The sequence below is a fragment of the Roseibium sp. MB-4 genome, assembly GCF_053005265.1.
Genome location: NZ_JBRKQB010000001.1, coordinates 12,212 through 32,797 on the forward strand (window position 1 = coordinate 12,212; position 20,586 = coordinate 32,797).

20 protein-coding genes and 4 tRNA genes are annotated in these 20,586 nt (G+C 56.2%); 13 read left to right on the forward strand and 11 right to left on the reverse strand.

What is annotated here, in order from left to right; translation table 11 throughout:
* Positions 1 to 66: 66 nt before the first annotated feature.
* The 5 genes from ACVDG4_RS00060 to ACVDG4_RS00080 all read right to left on the reverse strand — a co-directional run bounded on the left by ACVDG4_RS00060 (position 67) and on the right by ACVDG4_RS00080 (position 5,281).
* The gene (locus ACVDG4_RS00060; RefSeq protein WP_447233563.1) at positions 67 to 1,569 is read right to left on the reverse strand and encodes a sulfatase-like hydrolase/transferase; all 1,503 of its coding nucleotides are present in this window, start codon (positions 1,567 to 1,569) and stop codon (positions 67 to 69) included.
* Positions 1,566 to 2,348: a phosphonoacetaldehyde hydrolase gene (phnX, locus tag ACVDG4_RS00065; protein ID WP_447233564.1), complete on the reverse strand. Its 783-nt coding sequence runs from the start codon at positions 2,346 to 2,348 to the stop codon at positions 1,566 to 1,568. Before phnX ends, ACVDG4_RS00060 begins: the two co-directional genes overlap by 4 nt.
* A gap of 22 nt (positions 2,349 to 2,370) precedes the next feature.
* A complete protein-coding gene (locus ACVDG4_RS00070; protein WP_447233565.1) occupies positions 2,371 to 3,558 on the reverse strand; it encodes a 2-aminoethylphosphonate--pyruvate transaminase in 1,188 nt (395 codons plus the stop codon).
* A gap of 189 nt (positions 3,559 to 3,747) precedes the next feature.
* On the reverse strand, positions 3,748 to 4,641 hold the full coding sequence (locus tag ACVDG4_RS00075; RefSeq protein WP_447233566.1) for a LysR family transcriptional regulator: 894 nt from the start codon (positions 4,639 to 4,641) through the stop codon (positions 3,748 to 3,750).
* Positions 4,642 to 4,651: 10 nt separating this feature from the next.
* Entirely contained in the window at positions 4,652 to 5,281 is a 630-nt protein-coding gene (locus ACVDG4_RS00080; RefSeq protein ID WP_447233567.1) for a glutathione S-transferase family protein, read from the reverse strand.
* Positions 5,282 to 5,569: 288 nt separating this feature from the next.
* On the opposite strand from ACVDG4_RS00080, the gene ACVDG4_RS00085 reads away from it, so the two are divergent.
* Positions 5,570 to 6,232 carry a L,D-transpeptidase gene (locus tag ACVDG4_RS00085; protein WP_286189906.1) on the forward strand — a complete coding sequence of 221 codons (663 nt, stop codon included), beginning with the start codon at positions 5,570 to 5,572 and terminating at the stop codon, positions 6,230 to 6,232.
* 39 nt (positions 6,233 to 6,271) lie between these two features.
* On the opposite strand, the gene ACVDG4_RS00090 is transcribed toward ACVDG4_RS00085, so the two are convergent.
* Positions 6,272 to 6,832 (reverse strand): class I SAM-dependent methyltransferase, encoded by a 561-nt coding sequence (locus ACVDG4_RS00090; protein ID WP_447233568.1) that lies wholly within the window; start codon positions 6,830 to 6,832, stop codon positions 6,272 to 6,274.
* Positions 6,833 to 7,070: 238 nt separating this feature from the next.
* Positions 7,071 to 7,146, reverse strand: a tRNA-Thr gene (locus tag ACVDG4_RS00095).
* 435 nt (positions 7,147 to 7,581) lie between these two features.
* On the opposite strand from ACVDG4_RS00095, the gene hmuQ reads away from it, so the two are divergent.
* On the forward strand, positions 7,582 to 7,896 hold the full coding sequence (gene hmuQ / locus ACVDG4_RS00100; RefSeq protein ID WP_428524631.1) for a heme-degrading protein HmuQ: 315 nt from the start codon (positions 7,582 to 7,584) through the stop codon (positions 7,894 to 7,896).
* Here the strand turns inward: hmuQ and ACVDG4_RS00105 are convergent.
* The 4 genes from ACVDG4_RS00105 to ACVDG4_RS00120 form a co-directional block, all read right to left on the reverse strand.
* On the reverse strand, positions 7,893 to 8,720 hold the full coding sequence (locus ACVDG4_RS00105) for a TrmH family RNA methyltransferase (RefSeq protein ID WP_447233569.1): 828 nt from the start codon (positions 8,718 to 8,720) through the stop codon (positions 7,893 to 7,895). The two genes, hmuQ and ACVDG4_RS00105, sit on opposite strands and share 4 nt — an antisense overlap.
* Positions 8,721 to 8,740: 20 nt before the next feature.
* Entirely contained in the window at positions 8,741 to 9,265 is a 525-nt protein-coding gene (locus ACVDG4_RS00110) for a PaaI family thioesterase (RefSeq protein ID WP_447233570.1), read from the reverse strand.
* A gap of 42 nt (positions 9,266 to 9,307) precedes the next feature.
* A complete protein-coding gene (locus tag ACVDG4_RS00115) occupies positions 9,308 to 9,808 on the reverse strand; it encodes a MarR family winged helix-turn-helix transcriptional regulator (protein WP_447233571.1) in 501 nt (166 codons plus the stop codon).
* Positions 9,809 to 9,897: 89 nt separating this feature from the next.
* The gene (locus tag ACVDG4_RS00120; protein WP_447233572.1) at positions 9,898 to 10,539 is read right to left on the reverse strand and encodes a glutathione S-transferase family protein; all 642 of its coding nucleotides are present in this window, start codon (positions 10,537 to 10,539) and stop codon (positions 9,898 to 9,900) included.
* Positions 10,540 to 10,941: 402 nt separating this feature from the next.
* Here ACVDG4_RS00120 and ACVDG4_RS00125 point away from each other — a divergent pair.
* From ACVDG4_RS00125 to rpoB, 11 genes are all read left to right on the forward strand, one after another.
* A tRNA-Tyr gene (locus tag ACVDG4_RS00125) sits at positions 10,942 to 11,026 on the forward strand.
* Positions 11,027 to 11,046: 20 nt separating this feature from the next.
* Positions 11,047 to 11,120: transfer RNA gene (locus ACVDG4_RS00130), tRNA-Gly, on the forward strand.
* Between the two features lie 165 nt (positions 11,121 to 11,285).
* Positions 11,286 to 12,476, forward strand: a complete 1,191-nt coding sequence (gene tuf / locus ACVDG4_RS00135) for an elongation factor Tu (RefSeq protein ID WP_209178387.1) — start codon at positions 11,286 to 11,288, stop codon at positions 12,474 to 12,476.
* Positions 12,477 to 12,585: 109 nt separating this feature from the next.
* A tRNA-Trp gene (locus tag ACVDG4_RS00140) sits at positions 12,586 to 12,661 on the forward strand.
* 104 nt (positions 12,662 to 12,765) lie between these two features.
* Positions 12,766 to 12,963, forward strand: a complete 198-nt coding sequence (gene secE, locus ACVDG4_RS00145) for a preprotein translocase subunit SecE (RefSeq protein ID WP_040450750.1) — start codon at positions 12,766 to 12,768, stop codon at positions 12,961 to 12,963.
* A gap of 50 nt (positions 12,964 to 13,013) precedes the next feature.
* Positions 13,014 to 13,544: a transcription termination/antitermination protein NusG gene (gene nusG, locus ACVDG4_RS00150; RefSeq protein WP_133946845.1), complete on the forward strand. Its 531-nt coding sequence runs from the start codon at positions 13,014 to 13,016 to the stop codon at positions 13,542 to 13,544.
* Positions 13,545 to 13,705: 161 nt separating this feature from the next.
* Entirely contained in the window at positions 13,706 to 14,134 is a 429-nt protein-coding gene (gene rplK / locus ACVDG4_RS00155; protein ID WP_133946846.1) for a 50S ribosomal protein L11, read from the forward strand.
* 4 nt (positions 14,135 to 14,138) lie between these two features.
* On the forward strand, positions 14,139 to 14,837 hold the full coding sequence (rplA, locus tag ACVDG4_RS00160) for a 50S ribosomal protein L1 (RefSeq protein WP_133946847.1): 699 nt from the start codon (positions 14,139 to 14,141) through the stop codon (positions 14,835 to 14,837).
* Positions 14,838 to 15,157: 320 nt separating this feature from the next.
* Complete coding sequence (gene rplJ / locus ACVDG4_RS00165) at positions 15,158 to 15,676, forward strand: 50S ribosomal protein L10 (protein ID WP_133946848.1); 519 nt, start codon at positions 15,158 to 15,160, stop codon at positions 15,674 to 15,676.
* A 60-nt stretch (positions 15,677 to 15,736) separates the two neighbouring features.
* Positions 15,737 to 16,114, forward strand: a complete 378-nt coding sequence (rplL, locus tag ACVDG4_RS00170; protein WP_133946849.1) for a 50S ribosomal protein L7/L12 — start codon at positions 15,737 to 15,739, stop codon at positions 16,112 to 16,114.
* A 278-nt stretch (positions 16,115 to 16,392) separates the two neighbouring features.
* Complete coding sequence (gene rpoB, locus ACVDG4_RS00175) at positions 16,393 to 20,532, forward strand: DNA-directed RNA polymerase subunit beta (protein ID WP_133946850.1); 4,140 nt, start codon at positions 16,393 to 16,395, stop codon at positions 20,530 to 20,532.
* Positions 20,533 to 20,586: the final 54 nt, after the last annotated feature.

A 20,586-nucleotide genomic window follows, 5' to 3' on the forward strand; every position in this document is an offset into this window, starting at 1 on the left:
GTTTTCCTTTGTGCAGTGTCGCTGAACGGGTTTAACGCGGCCTAAAGTCAATCGCTGAAAGCTCTGCTAGTTCGAATAATACTCCCACACCATGGTCCGCGCGAGTGTCTCGTCATTGTGGCGCATGCGACTGGAAAGCAGGGCGTCCATATTTTGGATCAGGGCCGCCGGTTCACTGTCAGCCTTGTTCTTGATCCCACCCGTTTCATCGTTTGTTGAGAGCAATAGATTGGGTAGTCCGCTGAAGTGAACATATTGCCACTCGGTTCCAAGGCGTGTCAGTGCTGACGCACCGCCCGCCTGGCAGTTCTTGCGGACGTCTTCCGGGAAAAACTGTAACAAACGCCGGAAGTCGAACTCATATAGCGCAGCATCCCGCCAACCGGTCGGTGTTTGGCCTCTAAGATACGGGGCAAGGCTGTTTCCGTCAGGTTTGTGTTTGGGCTCGAGACCTAGAACGTCCAAAAGGGTGGGGAAGATGTCTGCGGCCGAAGTAAAAGCGGAAACCCTGTTGTCTTTTGCCATGCCCGGTCCCCGGATCATGAGCGGGATGTGATAACTCTCTTTGTAAAACCCGCCTTTGCCGAGCATCCAGTGATCGCCCATCATCTCTGCATGATCGGAGGTGAAGATGATCAGTGTGTCGTCCGCGATCTGATCGATCGCGGAGAAAATACGGCCAAGCTGCGCATCAACTTCTGTGATCATGCCGTAGTAGAGCGCCCGAACGCGCTTTAAATCGTGCCGGGTCAGGTCGCGCACGTGGCCATTGGCACCTGGAATGTGGCTGGAAAGGTGCTGGTACTCTTGCAAGGCTGAGACAAGGGGATGGAACGCTGCTTCTTGCCATGCGCTTTCGGCGCCCTTGAACTCAGGTCCGTCATCCGGATCGTACATCGTATTATACGGCTCGGGTACGGTGATTGGTGGATGCGGACGCAGGAATGAAATATGCGCCATCCAGGGCTTTCCTGCGTCCTGTTCGCCAAGCCAATTGAAAAAACTGTCCGTTAGGAAGGCCGTCTGCGTTTCGTTCTTGGAATAGCGCGGGGCCTTGCGGGAGATAAGTTCGCCATCCTCCGGCTCAACGTGGTGCAGCGTGTCGAAGGATGCGGAATCATGGCCGCGAGCGGCCAGCCAGGAGCGCCAGGGTTTGTCATCTTCGGGCAGCGGTTGACGAACGTAAAATCCAGGCAGAACCCCCTCATAAGTGGAGAGGGCCGGATCGTTCGGATCATGTACCCGTGGATCCGGCGAGGTGTCCGTATAGCCAAACAAAGTCGGGACATATCCGGCTCTTCGTGCCGCGCGGGCAATGTTGTCGAACCGGTCGTCCAGCGGAGCCCCGTTCCAGATCACTCTATGGTTCATCTGATAGTTGCCGGTGTAGAGAGAGGCCCTCGCCGGAGAGCAGGGTGCAGTCGTCGCATAATGCTGCTCAAAAACGGTGGCCGTTTCTGCAAAGGCATCAAGGTTCGGGGTTATGACCACCGGATGACCAACAGCGCTGAGGCAATCGCCGCGCCACTGATCGGCCGTTATCAGAAGGATGTTCGGACGCGATGTCATGCAGCTTCCATCTGATCCATCAGTTTGGGAAGATCGGCAACAGTATCGATCACGTAGTCGGCACCCGCTTCCGTAAGTTTGGCGGTTGCTTCCTGACGGATCGCATTGATCTCGGCCTCAGGCAGGGCTGCCAGTTCTTCCGGGGTTTTCCCTGCGAAGTTGCCGGAAAGAGCAAGACCGACGGTGATGCAGCCGGCTGCCACGCCCTCTGCGATGCCGGGCTCCGTATCATCTACCTTGATGACGGCGCTGGGCGGGTAGGCGACAAGATCAACAAAGCACTGATACATGCCGAGCGGACCCGGACGGCCCTCAGGCAGGTCATCAGAACACACCAGATTGTCCGGCGCATAACCCTGTTCGGCAGCTCTTGGAAGAACGCGCTCCATAATCGACCGGGTGTATCCTGTGGTAGAGCCGATTTTCACGTTGTTAGATCGCAGGTAAGCGATCGTATCGAGAGCGCCTGGAACGAGGTCGGCATAATCCGCGACTACTTCCTCATTCATAGGTACAAAGATCTCATAGACTTTGTCGACATCGGCATCAGTTGGGGCGCTGCCGTATTTGGCCTGCCATTGAGCAGCAATGTCCGGATCGTCCATCATGGACCGGATGTGGTCCCACTTCGGCATGCCCATTGGGCCACGGGCCTGATCAATACTCGCGGTGATCCCGAATTTTTCGAATGCTTTCACAAACACACCCATGGGTGCGAAGGATCCGAAATCGATCATGGTGCCGGCCCAGTCGAAAACGACAGCTTTGAATTTGCTCATTGGTTCTCTTTCTTGTGTTTGCTCAAGCGGCGAGTTTCGCGCGCTCTGCGAGCGCTTCTGCAGGTGGGGCGGCGCTTTCAACGCCCATTTCTTTCAAAACGTCAGAAGCGGCGGCGGTTACGCCGCGCATGACATGTTCGTCCATTTGACCGATGCAGCCGACCCGGAAGCTGTCAACGACAGTCAATTTGCCCGGATAGAGGATAAAACCACGCGCTTTCATGAGCTCGTAGAACCGCGGGAAGCTGAAGGCGGGGTCTGCCGGGCAAAAGAAGGTGACGATGATCGGCGACAACCATTCAGCATCCAGCAGGGTTTCAAATCCGAGCGCCCGCATCCCTGAAACCATGACGTCCCTGTTTGTCCTGTAGCGCGCGCCGCGCGCTGCAACGCCGCCTTCGGCTTTATGCGCCCGCAAGGCCTCCAGGAACGCTGCGACGACGTGAGTTGGCGGTGTGAATCGCCACTGACCGGTTTTCTCCATGTGTGCCCATTGGGCATGTACATCGAGGCTGACGGAATGGCTGTTGCCTTTGGCAGCCTCGAGCTCGGCCCTTTGTGCGATCACAAAACCGAACCCTGGCACGCCTTCAATGCATTTGTTTGCAGATGATACCATCGCTGCAAACCGGAGCTTTGACGGCTCGACGGGTATAGCGCCGAAAGCCGACATGGAATCGATCAAAAGGGTTCTGCCCGCGGCGGCAACGGCGTCCGAAATTTCCTGCAAAGGGTTGAGGATGCCGGAGCTTGTCTCACAATGGACGATCAGGACGTGGCTGATCTCTGGATCCGCGTTCAGAAGGGCGACGACTTCCGGTCCACGCGGCGGAAGATAGTCACCCTTGTCCAGCACTTCCGCCGGGCGGCCAAGATAAGCCATCGTTTCAACTGCGCGTTTGCCGTAGGCACCGTTGGACAGGATGAGGGTCTTTTTGGTCTTCGGCGTGAAACTGCCCAACATGGCTTCGACCGCAAAGGTGCCACTGCCCTGGATCGGGACGCAGTCATAGGCATCACTACCGTCGCCCAGCAAAGAAATGAGGCCTTTCCGGAGTTCGGCGGTCATCGCCTTGAAATCGCCGTCCCAACTGCCCCAATCCCGCAACATGGCTTCCTTGACATTGAACGATGTGGTGAGTGGCCCAGGGGTCAAAAGATAGGGCTCGCCGTATTTCGGTTTTGGCAAGGCCGTCGGGTGTTGGGTCATGAATGGTCCCTTTGGGGCGTGAAATGAACTGCAGACAAAGTTGAAGACGCCTCTCGGTTCCATGTGCCAACCGAGCGGATCTCCAGAGCCTGTGCGCCTTTAACACTCTCTTCGGGTAACAGTTTAATGAAATAGTCTTGTCTATAATTATTAGTTATAGACTTGATGCTGGCACTGTCGGCAGGTGGGTCAGGCTGTAGAGTTCAAACTGGCCCGGAACGCCTCTATTGCAGCAACGCCTGACATGTCTTTTTGCCAGACAACATAATGGTTCGCGATGAGGGAAGGGCTGTCGATCGGGATTGCGACACAGCCATCCCGGTCTGTGATCTCAGCTTCCATTGCAATGCCAACACCGATGCCGGACCGGATCAGAGTGGCGATCGACCCCCAAGACCCGAGCGCAAGAATCGTTTTGGGTTTGATCCCGGCAACAGTGGCAGCTGCCTCGAACATCTTGCGGGTTCCGGATGAACTTTCCCGCTGGAGCAACGGAAGGGTTTCCAGGTCTTTCCAGCTTAAAGTGCCTTTGGATGCCAGCGGATGGTCGGCGCGTGCGGCAATGACGATGCGCGTCTGGACCAGAAGTTCGCCCTGAAGACCTGCCGGGATCTCCCGGCCGGTCACAAAGCCGATGTCGATGTCCCCGTTGTCAAACAGATCCAGAATATCGCTGGTGGCCAGGGCGCGGGCTTCGATAGTAATTTCAGGGTGACGCGCCATAAAGGCTGAGATTCTCGGGATCGCCAGCTGATAGGTCGAATAACCGATCCTGAGCTCACCGGTGCCCAGCTGCTTTTGATGAAGCAGTTCCGATTCCAGATCGCTGGTGAGAGCTAGGATCGCCCGTATCTTCGGCAAGAGCGCCTCAAGCGCAGGTGTTGCGGAGACTGAGTAACCGGATTTGGCGATCAGCCGGGTCTTGAAGCGGTTTTCCAATCCATGCACATGGTTGGAAATCGAGGGCTGAGAAACCCCGATCTCCTTTGCGGCCGCAGAAAAACTGCCCCGGCGTACAACAGCTTCGAGAGCGCGCAACTGACTGAGGCTGAGCGGATTTTTAATGCGGTTTGGGACGTCCATCTCTGCTTGTTCACCCGGCTGGAATCGGTCCCATGTCTTTCGGCACTTGATATCCGCGCTGGACGGCCGGACGTGCAGCTATGCGCTGATACCAGGCCTGGACATTCGGAAAATCGGAGAGATTGACGCCCTGCCATTCATAGCGCGATGCCCAAGGCCAGCAGGCCATATCGGCAATCGAATAATCGCCTGCGATAAAATCGCGCCCTTGAAGTTGTTTGTCGAGCACGCCGTAGAGCCGGCGCGCTTCTGTGGAATAGCGCTCTTTGGCATAGTCAGACTTGTCCGGATTGAAATGCACAAAATGATGCGCCTGGCCAAGCATCGGCCCAAACCCACCCATTTGCCACATCAGCCATTCCAGCGTCCGGGCCCGTTCTTCTCCCGACGGGGCGAGAAACTTGCCGTATTTCTCGGCGAGGTAAATCATGATTGCCCCGGATTCCATAAGCTTCAGACCAGTCTCGCGATCCATAATTGCCGGGATTTTGTTGTTTGGGCTGATCTCCAGAAACTCCGGTGCCATCTGGTCACCATTGGTGATGTCGATTGCATGGGACGTGTAGTCAACGCCAAGCTCTTCCAAAAGGATCGACACCTTGCGGCCGTTCGGGGTGGTCCAAGTGTAAAGGTCAATCATGGGTCGGCTCCGGATGTCTGGATCGCATGTGTTGGGAACAGCAAGAAAGCAGGATAGCGGTGATTTCAACCCTGATGATCAAATTGGCGTGTGTGTCACCGGTTTGTTTGGCAGATTGCGTTGCTGTTAAGGGACTGTTTACCATAATGATGTTGGCATTCATTCCTGCAACAGGTTCGGTAATTGACGTTGGATCCATCGGCCGGTCTTTCAAAAAGCATCCAGGTCTGACGTGACTCTGGGTGGTTTCAGAAAACCGGAAATATGCCGGTGAAAGGATGTGAGAGCATGGCGCTGAAGTTTACCCGCCGGAGTTTTGTCATTGGCCTTCCGCTCGCTCTGGCAGCTTGCCAGAGCAAGAAAAGCGCAACTGTTGAGGCTGGTCTGACGCCTTTGTCTGATGGGACGCCAAATTACGCGCTGGCTTACGCTGCTGTCCGCGATGGTGGTTTCAATCTGCCGCCGATCGATTATCAGACTTTTGATCCGAAATACCTGCGGCAAACGGTTTTTTACCCAACCTCACATCCGGTTGGAACAATCGTGGTCGATCCGAACAACAAGTTCCTCTATTTGGTTCAGCCAGGCGGGCGGGCGATCCGGTACGGCATCGGGGTTGGCAGGGCCGGGTTTGCCTGGAATGGCGAGGCGGTGATCCGCTTCAAGCGCGAGTGGCCGAAATGGTTTCCGCCCGATGAGATGATCGAACGCGATCCGGATCTAGAGCGGTACCGGGACGGCCAGGAGGGCGGGCCGAGCAATCCGATCGGCGCGCGCGGTCTTTACCTCTGGCAAGGCAACAAAGACACGCTTTATCGGATCCACAGCACCAATCAACCCCGCAGCATCGGTACCAATGCTTCAAGCGGCTGCATCCGCATGTGGCACCAGGACATCATTGATCTCTATGATCGTGTGGAGCTCGGCACCAAGGTTATTGTTTTAGGGTAACCAGTTTTTCCCGAGGGGTTGCTCGGTGAGGAGGCAGGTTTAGCTCTGCATCCTGGCATACCGGTAGACACGGCCGTTCCTGGAAATTTCGAAGAACATCCCTGATTTCTCGATGGCGCCGGGGACGCCAGCGGTCGTGGGGAACAGCCAGATGCCCATTTGCCCATCGGGTTTCAGGACGCGGTGCATTTCCGGCAGAAGTTTTTCCAAGGGCAAAGTCGGGAATGGCAGAACGCCGAGCAGCAGCACCAGATCGGCACAGCCTTCTTCAAGTCCCGTTTGAAGCGCATCGTGTTGGATCACATCAACATTTTGCAGCCCGGCTGCGTCGACCTTCAAACGGACCCTTTTGACATAGTCCGTCAACGGATCCATCGCGATCAAATGCCCGCTGTTGCCTAGGATGCGCGCTGCAGGAAGGGTGTAGAAGCCTGTGCCGCAGCCGACCTCAAGGACGGTTTGCCCTGGTTTAAGCCCGGCATCGCGAAGCGTTGCGACCGGATCAAAAAGCAGATGACGCAACCGGCTTTCCATCGCTATACCGCCCAACCGGGCTAGAAAATTCATCAGGCGTGATTTGCCGAGTTTTTCGGTGTTCATTGGATTACGCCAGCTTTGTGAAATCGATGCGTGCTCCATGGCGGCGCGTTTCATACTGGCAAAGTACAGACAAATTCAAAAGGGCAAGGCGGCAGCCATATTATCAGGCGGCCAGACGCACCAGAAGCGACCAATCCGCGCTTATCGTCTGCGCAAACATGCACTTACCTAGTGGGCCACTTTCCAGCAGAACCATCGGCTGCTGGGAACCCGCAAAGAACTCAATAAATTTGGGAAGTGGTGCCGGCAGCAGGATTCGAACCCGCGACCCCGAGATTACAAATCACGTGCTCTACCAACTGAGCTATACCGGCGCTGGAGAGGGCTTCTACCAGAAACCGGTTGGATGTCTAGAGGGGGCGATACATTTTTTGATTTTCACGGCGAATTTGTTTCTAAGTCGCCGATATTGCATGCGAAAAGCCGATGCCCTTGTGGAAAACATTTTGGCCTTTTCGCCGTTGCCCACTAGATCACCTTTGCTAACGCGCAAGTCGGTGCGGATACCGTAATCACTTTCGATGCGAACAATACGATTACCCTTGAAAACGTCGCTTTGTCGCCTCTCGGTGCAGATGATTTTGCTTTTGTTTGATCTCAGGTGATGACCGGGGCAGGCGGATGCGTCTGCCCTTTTTCCATAAGCCCTATCACCTCAGAGATTTGAATATGTTGGCAAATCAGCACTGGTAATATGAGTGAAATACTCATAATTATTGGCGGAGCAATTTCAAAAAAGGAAGGCCGCCATGTATCTCGCGATGAACCGGTTTGCAGTGAAAAAGGGTCAGGAGGAGGCTTTTGAAGCTGTATGGAAAGGCCGGGAGACCCGTCTTCACGAGCTGGATGGTTTTAACAGCTTTCATTTGCTGAAAGGCCCGGAAGCCGAGGACGGTCAAACCGTCTTGTATGCGTCCCATACGATCTGGAACAGCAAAGACGACTTTCTCGCCTGGACCAAATCGGAACAATTCCGGGATGCGCATAAAAACGCTGGCAGTAACAAGGACCTTTATGCCGGCCCGCCAAAGTTTGAAGGCTTTGAGACGGTGAGTGGTGCCTAAAGCCCCATTTTCTGGCGCGCGACATAAAGTGAGAGTACGGCAGCGTTGGACACATTCAGCGAGCGGATTTCGCCGGGCATGTCGAGCCTGGCCAGGAGACCGCAAGCTTCCCGCACGCCTTGTCGCACGCCTTTCCCTTCCGATCCGAGAACCAGAACGGTCTTTTCGGTGAAGTCGGTGTCTTCAAGGCTCGCCGGGCCATCGCTGTCGAGCGCGATGCAGCCAAAGCCTTGCTCCTTCATCTCTGTTATGAAGCGGGCCATGTTCTTCACCCGAACATGCTTGATCATGTCGAGTGCGCCGGAGGCGGATTTGGCCAGCACAGGGCCCTCTTCCGGAGCGTGGCGTTCCGTGGTCACAACGGCGTCGGCGTTCAGGGCGACGGCAGAGCGCAGGATCGCACCAACATTGTGCGGATCGGTGACCTGATCCAGGGCCAGAATCAACCGGGCGCCCTTTAAGTGTTCTGCGCCATAAGCGGGTAGGGGATCAGCCTCCAGGATCATGCCTTGGTGGACGGCGTCCTTGGTGACCATCCGGTCCAGTTCCTTGGGGCGCTTGTCCTCAACCGGAACATCAATAACAACGCCCCGCTCTTGCAGGCGGTTCTTTGCATTCTCCGTTGCATAAAGTTTCAGGCGCTTGCGATCCTTATTGGCAAAGGCTGCTTCCACCGTGTGGAGGCCATAAAGCAAGACGGGGCCTTCCGGAGACAATCCGGGACGCCGTGGTCCCGGTTTACCCTTGGATTTAGAAAAGCGGCCTTGGGCATTGCCGGAGCCGTGGCGCTGAGTTTTCCATGCAGGTTTTTTATCGTCGGTCATTCCGCATGCTCTAGCTCCAATTAGCGTGCAGGGGAAGAGGCTGCAGGATTGGGAAAGATCATGCAGCTGACCGTCGCATGGGCAATCAGCTTGCCGCGGGCATCTTTCAACTCACCTTCAGATGTTGCCAGCCGGGAGCCACGATGGACAATGCGCCCTTCGCACGTGACTTCCCCGCTGCCTGGCATGAGGGGGCGGACCATATTCACGGTCAAGGATGTGGTTGTGTAGAACTCGCCAGGTTCCAGGCAGGTGTGAACTGCGCAACTGAGAGCGCTGTCCAGAATCGTTGAAATCCAACCCCCATGAATCGTACCCAGCGGATTGAGGAATTGCTTTTCCGGCTGGCCGACGAAGACCGCACGCCCGTGATCAAATTCCTTCAAGCGGATATTGGATTGAAGCATGATCGGGGGAGCTGGCAGTTGGCCATCGAGCATCAGTCTGAAAACATCCATTCCGGATATACCTGCCACCTGTTCTTTGGGCAGAGCATCGAACTGATAGGTTTTGCCGTTTTCCGTTACGGTTTGCGCAGTGGTCATTAAACTGTCCTTAAAAAGAATGGTTTTTGGGGATCCGGTTATTTAGGAAGACCCCCCGTTGGGCGGCGCGGCAGGCTGTTTGGCAACGGTTTCGAGTGCACGAACGGTTTTTCTCAGGCTCGACAAATGACCGCGAATAGCATCTGCCGTTTCCGCGCCGAGTTCGTGTGTCAGGTCGCGCTGGGCCTGTTCCCAGGCAGCATGAACTTCTGCGGTCAGAGTGGCGCCCCTTTGGGTCAGACGTGGTGTTACCTTTCGGCCGCCGGGCTTGTGCCGTTCAATCAAGCCGGCAGCCTCTAATGGCTTTAGGTTGCGGGCAAGGGTCGAGCGGTCAATTCCAAGGTAACGGGCGATGTCGGAGGAGGAGAGAGCATCCCCACTGGCAATAACCGCCATGAGTTGCGCCTGCGTGATCTCCAGGCCAAGAGGCGCGAGGTAGCGGTTGAAATGGCGGGTCAGCAGATTGGCCGTCCGGCGGACCGAATGGCCAAGGCACAGGCGGCCCATTTCATTAAAATCGATATCGTCGAGTGAGTTGCTCATATGTTGTAGCTACAACATAACGGCGCTTGCTGCAATGATCCTGTCGTGCCTCGCCGGGTGGCTTTCTGTGAGAAACTCCCCAAATTGGGTTACCTGCAGCGCAGTTCCTCGTACGACACCATGACGTGCTCGCGGAAAGCGCTGCGTTCGGTGAGCCGGTGATAATAGCGGTGCAAACGGGGCAGATCCGCGCGGTCGATATTAATGTCGAAGTACCGGTAAAGAATGTGGCCGAACTGGATGTCCGCCAATGTGAAGTCAGGACCAGCAAGATAGGCATGGTTCGTCAGCTGCAGCTCTGCGATTGCGAGTTTGGTTTCAAGAGCCGCTATTGCCTTTCGGATCTGGTTCCAGTCCTGGGCATCCGGAGGTGTGCGGACCACCCGCCAGAAAACCGGAGCCGTAAACGCCATTGCGATGTTGATCTTGGACCACTCCGCCCACATGTCGACCCGGGCGCGCTCTTGCGGTGGCTTCGGCCAAAAGCTATCGGGTCCGTATTTGTCGGCCAGATATCTCATGATGGCTCCGGTCTCCCAGATTGGTGGGCCGACTGCGTCTTGAAGAACGGGGATCGTCTGGTTTGGATTTAGCCGCTTGAAGTCTTCAGTATCGGTTCCCCCGAACCTGTGCCCGATGTCGGCTCTGTCATACTCCACGCCGAGCTCTCCGATGCACCAAATGAGTGCTTGAACATTGGACGATGTTTTGCGGCCCCACACCTTCAGCATCCGTTTGCCTCCAATTTCATAGAATCCGAAACGGCGTTCTCATGCCGCCGGTCGAATATGTCAGGGAATGAACGGCGCTGCGAAGAATGAAGAGCCGAATTGGCCGGACAAAGTTGTCCACAGGGTAGGGGCTTGTTGTAACTGAGATCACGAAAAAGCGGCGAAATCCTTGGAGGTTTTGCTCTGTTTGAGGTCATAATGATCCAAGAATGGCAAGCGGTTATGGCGCGCTTGGGTCCAAGGTTTTCGGTCCCGGGTTGATTTTGTTCGTTTCTTTTCAAAATCGGCGTTGACAGGTCAGGTCCGCATCTGCATAACACGCGCCACGGGATTGCTCGCCCCTTCCGGGCGGGCTCTTCGGTTAAGCCATCCTGATCGCTTCGGCGTGAAGCAAGACGAGATGGAGGAGTGCCCGAGTGGCTAAAGGGGACGGACTGTAAATCCGTTGGCTATGCCTACGTTGGTTCGAATCCAACCTCCTCCACCATCGTCTCGTTTCCTCGTTGTGCGGGTGTAGCTCAATGGTAGAGCAGCAGCCTTCCAAGCTGACGACGAGGGTTCGATTCCCTTCACCCGCTCCATCATGGGCCTGATCGGAGTGTCCGGAACGGAAGGCTCTTTCGCCCGGAAATCCTGAAAAGTTCTTATGGGAAGTTGTTTGCCGCTTGGGCTCTGTTCAAGGCGTCAATCAGCGCCCCGCGCGAGCCTTATCGACTGAACCGAGTACTGGACAGAGAGCGACGCCGATGGCGAAGGAAAAGTTTGAGCGCAACAAGCCGCACGTCAACATTGGCACGATTGGCCACGTTGACCACGGCAAGACGACGCTGACCGCTGCAATCACCATGACGCTGGCCGAAGCTGGCGGTGCGACTGCAAAAGCATATGACGAGATTGACGGCGCGCCTGAAGAAAAGGCACGCGGCATCACCATCTCCACGGCGCACGTTGAGTATGAGACGGAAAACCGTCACTACGCTCACGTTGATTGCCCGGGCCACGCCGACTACGTGAAGAACATGATCACCGGTGCTGCCCAGATGGACGGCGCGATCCTTGTTTGTTCTGCAGCGGACGGCCCGATGCCGCAGACCCGTGAGCACATCCTGCTTGCGCGTCAGGTTGGCGTTCCGGCACTTGTCGTGTTCATGAACAAGGTTGACCAGGTCGACGACGAAGAGCTTCTCGAGCTCGTCGAAATGGAAATCCGTGAACTGCTGTCTTCCTATGAGTTCCCGGGCGACGACATTCCGATCGTCAAGGGTTCTGCTCTGGCAGCTGTTGAAGACCGCGATGCAGCCATTGGCCGTGACGCAATCCGTGAGCTGATGGCAGCTGTTGACGACTACATCCCGACGCCTGAGCGTCCGAAGGATCAGCCGTTCCTGATGCCGATCGAAGACGTGTTCTCGATCTCTGGCCGCGGTACTGTTGTGACCGGCCGTGTTGAGCGTGGCATCATCAAGGTGGGTGAAGAAGTCGAGATCGTCGGCATCAAAGACACCCAAAAGACAACGGTTACCGGCGTTGAAATGTTCCGCAAGCTGCTGGACAGCGGTGAAGCAGGCGACAACATCGGTGCTCTGATCCGCGGCGTTGGCCGTGAAGATGTTGAGCGTGGCCAGGTTCTTTGTAAGCCGGGTTCTGTGACCCCGCACACGAAGTTCAAGGCAGAAGCCTACATCCTGACGAAGGAAGAGGGTGGCCGTCACACGCCGTTCTTCACCAACTACCGCCCGCAGTTTTACTTCCGTACGACGGACGTGACCGGTGTGGTTTCTCTGCCGGAAGGCACGGAAATGGTGATGCCTGGCGACAACGTCTCTGTTGACGTTGAGCTGATCGTGCCGATCGCCATGGAAGACGGTCTGCGCTTCGCGATCCGCGAAGGTGGCCGCACCGTCGGCGCCGGCGTCGTCGCCTCAATCATCGAATAAGATGAGTTTTTGATTGCCGGGCTTCGGCCCGGCAGTCTTGTCTTCAAATCACTTGATTACCATGTGTTTGAAGCGTATCAGGAGCTGGTCCCTAGATAGGACCATCTGAAGGGGTATAGCTCAGCTGGTAGAGCGACGGTCTCCAAAACCGTAGGTCGCGGGTTCGAACCCTGCTGCCCCTGCCACTTTTGCTCTTGATTAATTGGCCTCGAGGGCTTAAAGAGTTTCCTCGAGTGAGGCGCGCAGAGTTTTCTGCGCGCCCACTCGTATTTAACGGACCGGAATCGGAATGGCGAAGACCAATCCCTTTAAATTCATCCAAGAAGTGCGCTCCGAAACGTCCAAGGTGACGTGGCCGACGCGCAAGGAAACAGCTGTGACCACCGTTATGGTGTTCATCATGGTGATGATCGCATCGATTTTCTTTCTCGTTGCGGATCAGCTGATGAGCCTTGGCATCGGTTACATTCTCGGGGTTGGCGGTTAATCAGCCGCTGGTCTGTCTAAAGACAAGAACAACAAACGGAACTGAGATCTATGGCCAAGCGCTGGTACATTGTGCACGCCTATTCGAATTTCGAGAAAAAGGTCGCCGAGTCCATTCGCGAAAAGGCCGAGCAGAAAGGGTTGTCCGATCTGTTCGAGGAAATTCTGGTTCCTATGGAAAAGGTGGTGGAGGTGCGCCGCGGCCGGAAGGTCGACGCTGAGCGCAAATTCTTCCCAGGTTATGTCCTTGTGAAAATGGATATGACCAATGAGGCGTTTCACCTCATCAAGGACACGCCAAAGGTAACTGGCTTTTTGGGTGCGGATCAAAAGCCGATGCCGATCCCGGAAAAAGAAGCTTTGCGGATTATCAATCAGGTTCAAGAGGGCGTTGACCGGCCGAAGCCGTCCGTCAGCTTTGAAGTTGGCGAGCAGGTTCGTGTTTCTGATGGTCCGTTTGCGTCTTTCTCTGGTCTTGTCGAAGAAGTCGACGATGAGCGGGCGCGCCTCAAGGTTGCTGTGTCCATCTTTGGTCGGGCAACGCCAGTTGAATTGGAATTCGGTCAGGTCGACAAGCTCTGACTGTTTGCCGCCCCGCGGGGCGGCGTGAGTGCCGGACGTGAATTGTCCGGAATTAAGTCGGTGGCAGGTTCATGCACTCTTCGCCGGGTGCTTTAACGGGCCACACCACCAACTCCCAGATGGTCAAATTGCCGTTTGGCCATGCATGATTGGAGAAAACTATGGCGAAGAAGATTGAAGGCTTCCTGAAGCTTCAGGTGCCGGCAGGCTCTGCGACCCCGTCCCCGCCCATCGGGCCGGCACTTGGTCAGCGTGGTCTGAACATCATGGAATTCTGTAAGGCGTTCAACGCGCAGACCCAGGATGTTGAAAAGGGTGCTCCGTGCCCGACTGTGATCACATACTACACCGACAAGTCCTTCACCTTCGAAGTGAAGACGGCTCCGGTTTCCTTCTTCTTGAAGAAAGCTGCGAAGCTGCAGAAGGGTTCCCAGACCCCGGGCCGCGGTACGGTTGGTTCCGTATCCAAGGCGCAGGTCAAGGAAATCGCGGAAGCGAAAATGAAGGACCTGAACGCCAACGACATCGACGCAGCAATGCTGATGGTTGAAGGCTCCGCCCGCTCCATGGGCCTTGAGGTAACGGAGTAAGATCATGGCGAAGGTTGGAAAACGTATTTCTGCAGCACGTGAAGGCATCGACCGGAACAAGCTATACTCCCTGAACGAAGCCATCAGCCTCGTTAAGGGTCGCTCGAAGACCAAGTTCGACGAAACTGTCGAAGTTGCGATCAACCTCGGCGTTGACCCGCGCCACGCTGACCAGATGGTTCGTGGTGTGTGCGTTCTGCCGAACGGCACCGGTAAGAGCGTCAAGGTTGCAGTGTTTGCACGCGGCGACAAGGCTGAAGAAGCAAAAGCTGCTGGTGCAGACATCGTTGGCGCAGAAGAGCTGGTTCAGGAAGTTCAGGGCGGCAAGATCGATTTCGATACCGTCATTGCAACTCCGGACATGATGCCGCTGGTCGGTCGTCTCGGTAAGGTCCTCGGCCCACGCGGCATGATGCCGAACCCGAAAGTCGGCACCGTGACCCCGGACGTCACCAAGGCTGTGAACGATGCAAAAGGCGGCGCTGTTCAGTTCCGCGTTGAAAAAGCCGGTATCGTCCACGCTGGTGTTGGCAAAGTGTCGTTCTCTGAAGACAAGATCTCTGAGAACATCAAGGCTCTGCTCGACGCTGTTCAAAAAGCTAAGCCGACTGGCGCAAAAGGCACCTACATGAAGCGTGTCGCCGTGTCCTCCACGATGGGCCCGGGCGTTAAAGTCGACCTCGCGAGCGTTGCTGGCGAATAATCCGGTCATACCGGATTGACCAAGAATTTCAGCCTTCGGGCTGAATAGATCCGGCGGTTCGCCGCCGGATTGCCCTGTCCGAGACTGCAGGTGCCGGGAAACCGGCTTAAGCCGTAACAGGCCTGCATAGATGGGTGAGAACCGAATTCTCCGCGACAAGCGGGCAACCGGTTCGAACCAGACCTTGCCGACACTTTTTGAGTGCAGGTGAGGGGACAGGACCCTGAGCGTCGTCTTTGCAGGCGGTTCCGGGTTCGGGACCACCGCACAGGCGGCAAGGTAAACCGGTGGCGATTTTCGCCATCAAATGGAGAAGGCAAGTGGAAAGAGCGGAAAAGCAAGAGTTCGTGACATCCTTCAACGCCGAGCTGGCTGACACCGGCGTCGTTGTCGTCGCGCACTATGCAGGTCTTTCGGTTGCACAGATGACGGCCCTTCGGTCGTCCGTACGTGAAGCCGGCGGTTCTGTAAAAGTCGCAAAAAACCGCCTTGTGAAACTCGCCCTCAAAGGCACTGACCTTGAGCACATCTCCGACCTGCTCCAGGGCCCGACCGTACTCGTCTATTCCGACGACCCGGTTGCAGCACCGAAAGCAGCTGTCGAATTCGCTAAGGCCAACGCTCAGTTGGAAATCCTTGGTGGTGCTCTTGGAACGACAAACCTGAACCCGGAAGGGGTCAAGTCTCTGGCAACAATGCCGTCGCTCGACGAGCTGCGTGCAAAGCTGGTTGGCATGATCCAGACCCCGGCATCGCGCATCGCACAGGTTGTCAACGCACCGGCCGGGCAGCTCGCCCGCGTCTTCGGCGCGTACGCCAAGAAGGACGAGGCCGCATAAGGCGCCCCCAAACACTGTCTAATGAACCCAGATACTGGTTCGAACTGAAGGTAATGAAAAATGGCTGATCTTGAAAAGCTCGTAGAAGAACTGTCCGCACTGACCGTTATGGAAGCTGCTGAACTGTCCAAGCTTCTGGAAGAGAAGTGGGGCGTTTCTGCTGCTGCTCCGGTTGCAGTTGCTGCTGCTGCTGGTGGTGGCGATGCAGGTGCTGCTGCTGAAGAGAAGACAGAATTCGACGTCATCCTGGCTTCTGCTGGTGACAAGAAAATCAACGTCATCAAAGAAGTCCGCGCAATCACCGGTCTTGGCCTGAAAGAAGCTAAAGAGCTCGTCGAAGGCGCTCCGAAAGCTGTCAAGGAAGGCGTTGCCAAGGACGAAGCTGAAGAGCTGAAGAAGAAGCTGGAAGAAGCTGGTGCTTCTGTCGAGCTGAAGTAATTAAGGCGGAAACGCCTTATACGGTCCCGGGGTTGCCCGGGGCCGCTTTTCGCCCCGGCGGGTCTGACCCGTTTCCGGGGCAAACGTCCCACTAGGGGCCTGTTTTGCCTGATGAGTACGCAGGCAAGGTCCCTGGATCCAAAGTCCGATCAATTCTTCTCATGTGCACAGAAGGTTGATCTTGTTTGGTGGACGGTTTTCCGAAGCGCCCGGGCAGAGGCCCGATTGGACAAGGGGCGTTTCGGGAAGCCGTTTTCCGGCCGATACGAGGAGCGACAATGACCCAAACGTTCAACGGTCGCAAAAAGGTCCGCAAATACTTCGGATCTATCCGCGATGTCGCGGCGATGCCCAATCTCATCGAGGTGCAGAAAGCCTCTTACGACCAATTCCTTCAGGTCGATGAGATGCCGGGTGGCGGCCGCAAAGATGAAGGCCTTGAAGCGGTCTTCCAGTCCGTATTTCCAATCTCCGATTTTGCGGGCACTTCCCTTCTGGAATTTGTTTCCTACGAATTTGAAGCTCCAAAATACGACGTAGATGAGTGCCGCCAGCGCGACATGACCTATGCAGCTCCGCTGAAGGTTACCCTGCGCCTCATCGTGTTCGACGTTGACGAAGATACCGGCGCAAAGTCCGTCAAAGACATCAAGGAACAAGATGTCTACATGGGCGACATGCCGTTCATGACAGACAACGGTACGTTCATTGTGAACGGCACCGAACGCGTGATCGTGTCCCAGATGCACCGCTCTCCGGGCGTGTTCTTTGATCACGACAAGGGCAAGACCCATTCTTCCGGTAAACTGTTGTTTGCCGCACGCGTGATCCCGTACCGCGGCTCTTGGCTTGACATCGAGTTCGACGCCAAGGACATCGTCCATGCGCGCATCGACCGCCGCCGGAAAATCCCGGTGACGTCGCTGTTGATGGCACTTGGCCTGGACGGTGAGGAAATTCTCAACACGTTCTACAAACAGGTTGAGTACACCCGTCAGAAAGACGCTTCCTGGCGTATGCCGTTTGACGGCGAGCGTCTGAAGGGCACAAAAGCCTCTTATGACCTGATCGATGCCGACAGCGGCGATGTCGTTGTGGAAGGCGGCCGCAAGATCACTGCCCGCACGATCAAGCAACTGGCGGAAAAGGGCGTCACCGCACTTAAAGTGACCGACGAAGACCTCCATGGCCAATATCTGGCAGAGGACATCGTCGACATGAAGACCGGTGAAATCTACGCAGAGGCAGGTGAAGAAATCACCGGTAAACTGCTGGAAGAGCTGGTTGACCGCGGTTACCACGACCTGACCATTCTTGACATCGATCATGTCAATACCGGCCCGTACATCCGCAACACGCTGAATGTCGACAAGAACGAGTCCCGCGAAGACGCGCTGTTCGACATCTACCGTGTGATGCGTCCGGGTGAACCGCCCACCATCGACACGGCCGAAGCGATGTTCCAGTCGCTCTTCTTTGACGATGAACGCTATGATCTGTCCGCGGTTGGCCGTGTGAAGATGAACATGCGTCTAGACGTCGACGCGGAAGACACCGTGCGCGTCCTGCGCAAGGAAGACATCCTGGAAGTTATCCGGGTTCTTCTGGAGCTGCGCGACGGCAAAGGCGACATCGACGACATCGATAACTTGGGCAACCGCCGTGTTCGCTCTGTTGGCGAGTTGATGGAAAACCAGTACCGCGTCGGTCTTCTGCGTATGGAACGTGCGATCAAGGAGCGGATGAGCTCTGTCGAGATCGACACTGTCATGCCGCAGGATCTGATCAACGCGAAACCGGCTGCAGCTGCCGTTCGTGAATTCTTCGGCTCCTCGCAGCTGTCGCAGTTCATGGACCAGACCAACCCGTTGTCGGAAGTCACTCACAAGCGCCGCCTCTCGGCTCTTGGACCGGGCGGCTTGACCCGTGAGCGTGCAGGCTTCGAAGTCCGCGACGTTCACCCGACACACTACGGCCGTATCTGCCCGATTGAGACCCCGGAAGGTCCGAACATCGGTCTGATCAACTCTCTCGCAACGTTCGCCCGTGTGAACAAGTACGGCTTCATTGAGAGCCCGTACCGCAAGGTGAAAGACGGCGTTGTCACCAACGAAGTCGTTTATCTTTCGGCCATGGAAGAAGCGAAACACTATGTTGCGCAGTCCAACGCCGAATATGATGACGAAGGCCGGTTCACAACAGAGCTGATCACCTGCCGCCATGCTGGCGAAAACATGATGGTTCCGTCCGACAAGGTCGACCTCATGGATGTTTCGCCGAAGCAGCTCGTGTCGGTTGCGGCATCGCTTATTCCGTTCCTGGAAAACGATGACGCGAACCGCGCACTCATGGGCTCGAACATGATGCGTCAGGCCGTGCCGCTGGTACGTGCCGAGGCACCGTTCGTTGGTACCGGCATGGAGTCTGTCGTGGCTCGGGATTCCGGTGCGGCGATCGGTGCCCGCCGGGCGGGTGTTGTTGACCAGGTAGATGCGACGCGTATCGTTATCCGGGCAACTGAAGAGCTGGATCCGGGACGGTCAGGTGTCGACATCTACCGCCTTCAGAAGTACCAGCGTTCCAACCAGAACACCTGTATCAACCAGCGTCCGCTGGTGCGGGTGGGTGATCGCGTCCACAAAGGCGATATCATCGCCGACGGTCCGTCCACCGATCTCGGTGATCTGGCACTCGGCCGGAACGTGCTCGTCGCGTTCATGCCTTGGAACGGCTATAACTTCGAGGACTCCATCCTTCTGTCCGAGCGCATCGTGTCTGACGATGTCTTCACCTCCATCCACCTTGAAGAGTTTGAGGTGATGGCCCGTGATACCAAGCTTGGTCCGGAAGAGATCACCCGTGATATTCCGAACGTTTCTGAAGAAGCGCTGAAGAATCTCGACGAGGCAGGTATCGTTTACATCGGTGCCGAGCTTCATCCGGGCGACATCCTCGTCGGCAAGATCACACCGAAGGGCGAAAGCCCGATGACGCCGGAAGAAAAACTTCTGCGCGCGATCTTCGGCGAAAAAGCCTCTGACGTCCGTGACACGTCCCTGCGCTTGCCGCCGGGTGTTTCCGGCACCGTCGTTGAAGTTCGTGTTTTCAACCGCCACGGCGTTGAAAAAGACGAGCGTGCGATGGCGATCGAGCGTGAAGAAATCGAACGTCTTGCAAAAGACCGTGACGACGAGCAGGCAATCCTTGACCGCAACGTCTATGGCCGTCTGGCCGAGATGCTGATGGACAAGACCGCAGTTGCTGGTCCGAAGGGCTTCAAGAAGGACACTGTGCTGACCGGGGACGTTCTCAACGACTTCCCGCGCTCGCAGTGGTGGCAGTTTGCCACCGACGACGAGAAGTTCATGTCCGAGATTGAAGCTCTGCGCGGTCAGTACGACGACAGCCGGAAGCGTCTCGAGCAGCGGTTCATCGACAAGGTCGAGAAGCTGCAGCGCGGTGATGAACTGCCGCCAGGCGTCATGAAGATGGTCAAGGTCTTCGTTGCCGTGAAGCGCAAGCTTCAGCCGGGCGACAAGATGGCCGGCCGTCACGGTAACAAGGGCGTGGTCTCCAAGATCAACCCGTGTGAAGACATGCCGTTCCTGGAAGATGGCACGCACGTCGACATCGTTCTCAATCCGCTCGGCGTTCCGTCGCGCATGAACGTTGGCCAGATCCTTGAAACCCATATGGGTTGGGCCTGCCGCGGCATGGGCTTGCGCATCGGCGAAATGTACGATGAGTACCGCAAGACCGGTGAGATCGAAAAGCTTCGTGGCAAGGTCATCGAGATCTACGGCGACAACATGAAGGGTGATGCGGTCAAGGAGTTTGATGACGAAGGTGTCGTGAAACTGGCCGAGCAGCTGAAGAAGGGCGTGTCCATTGCGACGCCGGTCTTCGACGGTGCCCGCGAGCCTGATGTTGTTGATGCGCTGAAGATCGCGGACTTCGACACCAGCGGTCAGTCGACTTTGTTTGACGGCCGGACCGGTGAAGAGTTCGACCGCAAGGTGACCGTGGGCTACATCTATATGCTCAAGCTTCACCACTTGGTCGACGACAAGATCCACGCCCGCTCGATTGGCCCGTACTCGCTCGTCACCCAGCAGCCGCTTGGTGGTAAGGCGCAATTCGGTGGCCAGCGCTTCGGGGAAATGGAGGTCTGGGCTCTTGAAGCTTACGGTGCAGCTTACACGCTGCAGGAAATGCTGACGGTCAAGTCTGATGACGTTGCCGGCCGTACGAAGGTCTATGAGGCCATCGTTCGCGGTGACGACACCTTCGAGGCGGGTATTCCGGAAAGCTTCAACGTGCTTGTGAAGGAAATGCGGTCCCTGGGTCTCAACGTTGAACTTCAACGGACTGACGCACCCATGATTGGCGAGGAAGAAACTGCAGACGCTGCAGAATAACCCCGCCAACGGACCCCTTTAGACTGAAATGCCGGTTTGGGGGAGGTAAGGAGC

What these genes read in the sequence shown, in the direction of transcription:
- ACVDG4_RS00060 (WP_447233563.1), bottom strand. Translation starts at nt 1,569, where the DNA reads ATGACATCGCGTCCGAACATCCTTCTGATAACGGCCGATCAGTGGCGC.
- phnX (WP_447233564.1), bottom strand. Translation starts at nt 2,348, where the DNA reads ATGAGCAAATTCAAAGCTGTCGTTTTCGACTGGGCCGGCACCATGATC.
- ACVDG4_RS00070 (WP_447233565.1), bottom strand. Translation starts at nt 3,558, where the DNA reads ATGACCCAACACCCGACGGCCTTGCCAAAACCGAAATACGGCGAGCCC.
- ACVDG4_RS00075 (WP_447233566.1), bottom strand. Translation starts at nt 4,641, where the DNA reads ATGGACGTCCCAAACCGCATTAAAAATCCGCTCAGCCTCAGTCAGTTG.
- ACVDG4_RS00080 (WP_447233567.1), bottom strand. Translation starts at nt 5,281, where the DNA reads ATGATTGACCTTTACACTTGGACCACCCCGAACGGCCGCAAGGTGTCG.
- ACVDG4_RS00085 (WP_286189906.1), top strand. Translation starts at nt 5,570, where the DNA reads ATGGCGCTGAAGTTTACCCGCCGGAGTTTTGTCATTGGCCTTCCGCTC.
- ACVDG4_RS00090 (WP_447233568.1), bottom strand. Translation starts at nt 6,832, where the DNA reads ATGAACACCGAAAAACTCGGCAAATCACGCCTGATGAATTTTCTAGCC.
- hmuQ (WP_428524631.1), top strand. Translation starts at nt 7,582, where the DNA reads ATGTATCTCGCGATGAACCGGTTTGCAGTGAAAAAGGGTCAGGAGGAG.
- ACVDG4_RS00105 (WP_447233569.1), bottom strand. Translation starts at nt 8,720, where the DNA reads ATGACCGACGATAAAAAACCTGCATGGAAAACTCAGCGCCACGGCTCC.
- ACVDG4_RS00110 (WP_447233570.1), bottom strand. Translation starts at nt 9,265, where the DNA reads ATGACCACTGCGCAAACCGTAACGGAAAACGGCAAAACCTATCAGTTC.
- ACVDG4_RS00115 (WP_447233571.1), bottom strand. Translation starts at nt 9,808, where the DNA reads ATGAGCAACTCACTCGACGATATCGATTTTAATGAAATGGGCCGCCTG.
- ACVDG4_RS00120 (WP_447233572.1), bottom strand. Translation starts at nt 10,539, where the DNA reads ATGCTGAAGGTGTGGGGCCGCAAAACATCGTCCAATGTTCAAGCACTC.
- tuf (WP_209178387.1), top strand. Translation starts at nt 11,286, where the DNA reads ATGGCGAAGGAAAAGTTTGAGCGCAACAAGCCGCACGTCAACATTGGC.
- secE (WP_040450750.1), top strand. Translation starts at nt 12,766, where the DNA reads ATGGCGAAGACCAATCCCTTTAAATTCATCCAAGAAGTGCGCTCCGAA.
- nusG (WP_133946845.1), top strand. Translation starts at nt 13,014, where the DNA reads ATGGCCAAGCGCTGGTACATTGTGCACGCCTATTCGAATTTCGAGAAA.
- rplK (WP_133946846.1), top strand. Translation starts at nt 13,706, where the DNA reads ATGGCGAAGAAGATTGAAGGCTTCCTGAAGCTTCAGGTGCCGGCAGGC.
- rplA (WP_133946847.1), top strand. Translation starts at nt 14,139, where the DNA reads ATGGCGAAGGTTGGAAAACGTATTTCTGCAGCACGTGAAGGCATCGAC.
- rplL (WP_133946849.1), top strand. Translation starts at nt 15,737, where the DNA reads ATGGCTGATCTTGAAAAGCTCGTAGAAGAACTGTCCGCACTGACCGTT.
- rpoB (WP_133946850.1), top strand. Translation starts at nt 16,393, where the DNA reads ATGACCCAAACGTTCAACGGTCGCAAAAAGGTCCGCAAATACTTCGGA.